Origin of the sequence: Nocardiopsis lucentensis DSM 44048 (assembly GCF_000341125.1) — a bacterium.
GTDB classification, from domain to species: domain Bacteria; phylum Actinomycetota; class Actinomycetes; order Streptosporangiales; family Streptosporangiaceae; genus Nocardiopsis; species Nocardiopsis lucentensis.
On the sequence record NZ_ANBC01000817.1, the window covers coordinates 1 to 4,464 of the forward strand.

The window sequence follows — 4,464 nt, forward strand, 5'->3', positions numbered from 1 at the left end:
CTGGGAGCCCGACGAGGACGTCTACTGGGGCCCCGAGACCACGTGGCTCGACGACCAGCGCTACACCGGCGACCGCGACCTGGAGAAGCCGCTGGCCGCCGTCCAGATGGGTCTGATCTACGTCAACCCGGAGGGCCCGAACGGCAACCCGGACCCGCTGCTCGCCGCCCGCGACATCCGCGAGACCTTCGGCCGCATGGGGATGAACGACGAGGAGACCGTCGCCCTCATCGCCGGTGGCCACACCTTCGGCAAGACGCACGGCGCCGCCCCGGACGACAACCTCGAGGCCGACCCCGAGGCCGCCGGCCTGGAGATGCAGGGCCTGGGGTGGAAGAACAACCACGGCACCGGCAAGGGCAACGACACGATCACCTCGGGTCTCGAGGTCACGTGGACGACCACGCCCGCGCAGTGGAGCCACGGGTTCTTCAAGAACCTCTTCGAGTTCGAGTACGAGCTCACCAAGAGCCCGGCCGGCGCCAACCAGTGGGTCGCCAAGGACGCCGAGGAGATCATCCCCGACGCCCACGAGGCCGGCAGGAAGCACAAGCCGACGATGCTCACGACGGACCTGTCGCTGCGCGTCGACCCGGTGTACGAGGAGATCTCGCGCCGCTTCTACGAGAACCCCGACCAGTTCGCGGACGCGTTCGCCCGCGCCTGGTTCAAGCTGACCCACCGCGACATGGGCCCGAAGGTGCGCTACCTCGGCTCGGAGGTCCCGGAGGAGACGCTCATCTGGCAGGACCCGCTGCCCGCGCTCGAGGGCGAGGTCATCGGCGAGGCGGAGATCGCCGAGCTGAAGGCGAAGGTCGCCGAGTCCGGTCTGACGATCGCCCAGCTCGTGTCCACGGCGTGGGCCTCGGCGTCGACCTACCGCGACAGCGACAAGCGCGGTGGCGCCAACGGCGCGCGTGTCCGCCTGGCGCCGCAGATCGACTGGAAGGTCAACAACCCGACCGAGCTGCGCGAGGTGCTGGGCACGCTCGAGGGTCTCGCCAAGGAGTTCAACGCCTCCTCGGCCAAGAAGGTCTCGCTCGCGGACCTGATCGTGCTCGCCGGCGGTGTCGGTGTCGAGCAGGCCGCCAAGGCCGCCGGCCAGGACGTCGTCGTGCCCTTCACCCCGGGCCGCGTGGACGCCACGGAGGAGGAGACGGACGCCGGATCGTTCGCCTTCCTCGAGCCGGTCGCCGACGGCTTCCGCAACTACTACGGCGAGGGCAACCGCCTTCCGGCCGAGTACCTGCTGCTCGACAAGGCCAACCTGCTCGGCGTGAGCGCGCCCGAGATGACCGTCCTGGTGGGTGGCCTGCGCGTGCTGGGCGCCAACTACGACAACTCCGACCTGGGCGTCCTCACCGACAAGCCGGGCACGCTGACGAACGACTTCTTCGTCAACCTGCTCGACCTGGGCACCGACTGGCGTCCGACCGGTGAGACCTCCGAGACGTCGCAGACGTTCGAGGCCACGGACGAGTCCGGTGCGGTGAAGTGGACCGGCAGCCGTGTCGACCTGGTGTTCGGCTCCAACTCCGAGCTGCGCGCCCTGGCCGAGGTGTACGCCTCCGACGACGCGAAGGAGAAGTTCGTGACGGACTTCGTCGCGGCGTGGAACAAGGTGATGAACGCGGACCGGTTCGACCTGGTCTGATCCTCACCCCGGGGCGCCGACCCCGGACGGGGAGCCGGTTCGGCCGTCATGGCCGGGCCGGCTCCCGGCGTTCGCGGGACCGGGGCCGGGGCGCTCGCCAGCCGGACCCGCCCCGGGGGTCACGGCGTCAGGTCCAGGGCCTGGGAGAGCGCTGCGGTGACGGGGGCGGCGTGGTCGGGCAGGTGCCGTTCGGCCCAGGCCGCGGCCAGCCGGTGGAAGTCGTCCAGGTCCCGTTCCACCCCGGCGAGCAGCGCCCGGAGCCCCGCCGCGGTCAGCTCGATCACCGGGCTGTCGTCCCGCTCGGTGTCGACGGTCAGCCGGACCCGGTCGCCCACGTGTTCGGCGAGCGGCCAGGGATCGTGGCCGAGGTAGAGGGGTACGCGGTCGTCGAGGAGCCCGTACCACTCCCGCCACTCCTCCAGTCCGGTGCAGCATCCGGGAACCAGAGTGGTGCCGCTCACGGTGTCGGTGACCCGCAGCCCCCCGGCCGCGAAGAGCTCGTCCATGGTGAGCAGGCCGTGGAGGAAGCCGTCGAGCGGTTCGTCCGGGCGGGACGGACGGTCCTCGCCGGGGTCGACGTCGTTGTGGGCGGCGACACTCATCACGGCCGTGCCGATCCCGGCCGGGCCGAGCGCGCCGTCGAGGGCCAGGAAGCCGTACGGCGCGGAGCCGTCGACGGGCCACAGGGTGAAACCGTCGGACGGACGGACCTCCAGTACGGGCTGCATGACGATCATGTGCCGATCCTGGCGCACGCGCCGGGAGCCGGTCCACAGGATTCCGTCCCGGGGGAAACCCTCCCCGCTCCCACCGCGTCCTAGAACACGGCGCCGGTCCCCCATTCCTTCGCCTACCGGTCCACCCCCTTCCCCGGCGCCCGGGGCGGCGGAACCGAGGAGAGAGACACCGTGATCTTCAAACGCATGCTCGCCAGTGTCGGCATCGGCGGCGCCACCGTGGAGACCGCCCTGGACGAGGAGACCGTCACCCCGGGCGGCACCGTCACCGGCACGATCAAGGTCACCGGTGGCAACGTCGCCCAGACGGTCGAGGGCATCAGCGTCGGTCTGCGTGCCACCGTGGAGAAGGAGTACGAGTACGAGGACTCCGAGGGCGAGGAGCAGTCGGGCGAGTACACCATCGACGTGGTCGTCGCCGAGCAGGTCGTCAGCGACGAGGAGTTCGAGCTGGAGCCCGAGCAGGAGTTCGAGGTCGCCTTCGAGCTGACCATCCCCATGGAGGCGCCGATCACCGCTGTGGAGGGCCACCACCTCCTGGAGGGGGTGGGGCTCAACACCCGTCTGCACGTGGACAACGCCCTGGACCGCAAGGACGTGGACCCGCTGCTCATCGAGCCGCTCCCGGCCCAGGTCGCGGTCCTGTCGGCACTGCACGCGCTGGGCTTCGAGCTGAGGAGCGTCGACCTGGAGAAGGCCGAGATCCCCGACACCCGCCAGAAGCTGCCCTTCTACCAGGAGTTCGAGTACGTCGGCGGCGGACAGTACGAGGGCTTGGAGTCTCTGGAACTGACCTTCCTCACCGACGAGGAGGGGATGGACGTGGTGCTGGAGCTGGACAAGAAGCCCGGCATCCTGTTCAGCGAGGGCGGCGACACGCTCCTGCGCCTGAGCGTCGAGCACGACTCCACCGACCCCGAGGAGATCGCGGGCACGCTGCACGAGTGGATCCACGCGATCGCCGGTGAGCGCAGCCTGCTCTGACCGCAGCGGGCACGACCGGGGCCCTGACCGGGCGGGCCCCGGTCCGGTTCGCCGACGAGGCGGAGCCGGAGGCCGTCGTCTCGAACGGGCGGCCCGGCTCGGTCGTGGGCGACGCGGAGGTGCCGTTCGTCGACTCGAACCCGCGCGGTGAGGTCGACGCGTTCATGGCGGCCCTCCAGGACATGCGGGAGGAGTGACGCCCCGCTAGGATCGCGGGTGTGCGCCACGACCCTCCCGGACCGGCCCTGGCCGCGTCGGCCGCCCTGCTGGACCGGTCCCTCACGCAGATCGCCGACGCCGCCCGCGACACGCGCGCGTTCGACCGGGGGACCGTCAGGGCCGCGGCCGACGTGTGGGACAACAACACCTTCCCCCTGTTCCGGGCGGCGACGGGCCGGTCAGGGAACGAGCGGGAACGGCGCGCCCGGGCGGCACTGGAGTGGATGGCGCAGCTGGGTCCCGAGCGCCGTGCCTGGATGGTGGAGCAGGGCGCTGCCGCCGGACACCGAATCGACGCGCTGCTCGGCCCCGAACACCCGCCGGACTCCGGCCGCCGGGTCGGCGCGCCGTTCCCGCTCCGCCGGTCCAAGAGACACATCAACGCTCCGCCGTCGCGGGGGAACCTGGCGGGTTCCACCCGGGGAGCGGCGGTCTTCGTGGCCCGGGCCATGATCCGGATGCGCTCGTCCCGCCATCCCCGGGAGGCCGCGGGGTTTCCCCTGGGGGCGTGCTGCCGTGCCCTCGACGGGGCGGGACAGGACATCCTGTCGGCGGGCGCACTCCCGCGACGGCTGAGGGAGGCCGCCTTCCGCTCCCTGGTGGCCGAGTGGCTGCGGCGCGGCGGGGCGGACCTGGAACCCCACTGGAAACAGCTCCTCCAAGGTGTTCCGGACGCCGGGGAGCTGGTCCGCGGGGTGCGCGGAGAGCCGTGAGGGGACGCCGTGGCGGCCGTCCGCGGCCGCGACGCGTTCAGGGGCTCCCGTTCGGGCCGTCCCCGTTCTCCGCCAGGAAGGCGTCGGTCTCCTCCCCGGTGGGGCAGGTGGCCGGGCCGCGACGGGTCACGGACAGGGCGGAGGCCGCGTTGGCCCG

4 protein-coding genes are annotated in these 4,464 nt (G+C 71.8%); 3 read left to right on the forward strand and 1 reads right to left on the reverse strand.

The window, feature by feature from the left end:
- Window positions 1–1,654, forward strand: a 1,654-nt coding sequence (gene katG, locus D471_RS0128475; RefSeq protein WP_017601768.1) for a catalase/peroxidase HPI, incomplete at its 5' end; no start/stop codon positions are given.
- 119 nt (window positions 1,655–1,773) lie between these two features.
- Here katG and D471_RS0128480 read toward each other — a convergent pair.
- Window positions 1,774–2,391 carry a hypothetical protein gene (locus D471_RS0128480; RefSeq protein WP_017601769.1) on the reverse strand — a complete coding sequence of 206 codons (618 nt, stop codon included), beginning with the start codon at window positions 2,389–2,391 and terminating at the stop codon, window positions 1,774–1,776.
- A gap of 171 nt (window positions 2,392–2,562) precedes the next feature.
- On the opposite strand from D471_RS0128480, the gene D471_RS0128485 reads away from it, so the two are divergent.
- Both D471_RS0128485 and D471_RS0128495 read left to right on the forward strand, forming a co-directional pair.
- A complete protein-coding gene (locus D471_RS0128485) occupies window positions 2,563–3,375 on the forward strand; it encodes a sporulation protein (protein ID WP_017601770.1) in 813 nt (270 codons plus the stop codon).
- A 218-nt stretch (window positions 3,376–3,593) separates the two neighbouring features.
- On the forward strand, window positions 3,594–4,307 hold the full coding sequence (locus tag D471_RS0128495) for a hypothetical protein (protein WP_017601772.1): 714 nt from the start codon (window positions 3,594–3,596) through the stop codon (window positions 4,305–4,307).
- Window positions 4,308–4,464: the final 157 nt, after the last annotated feature.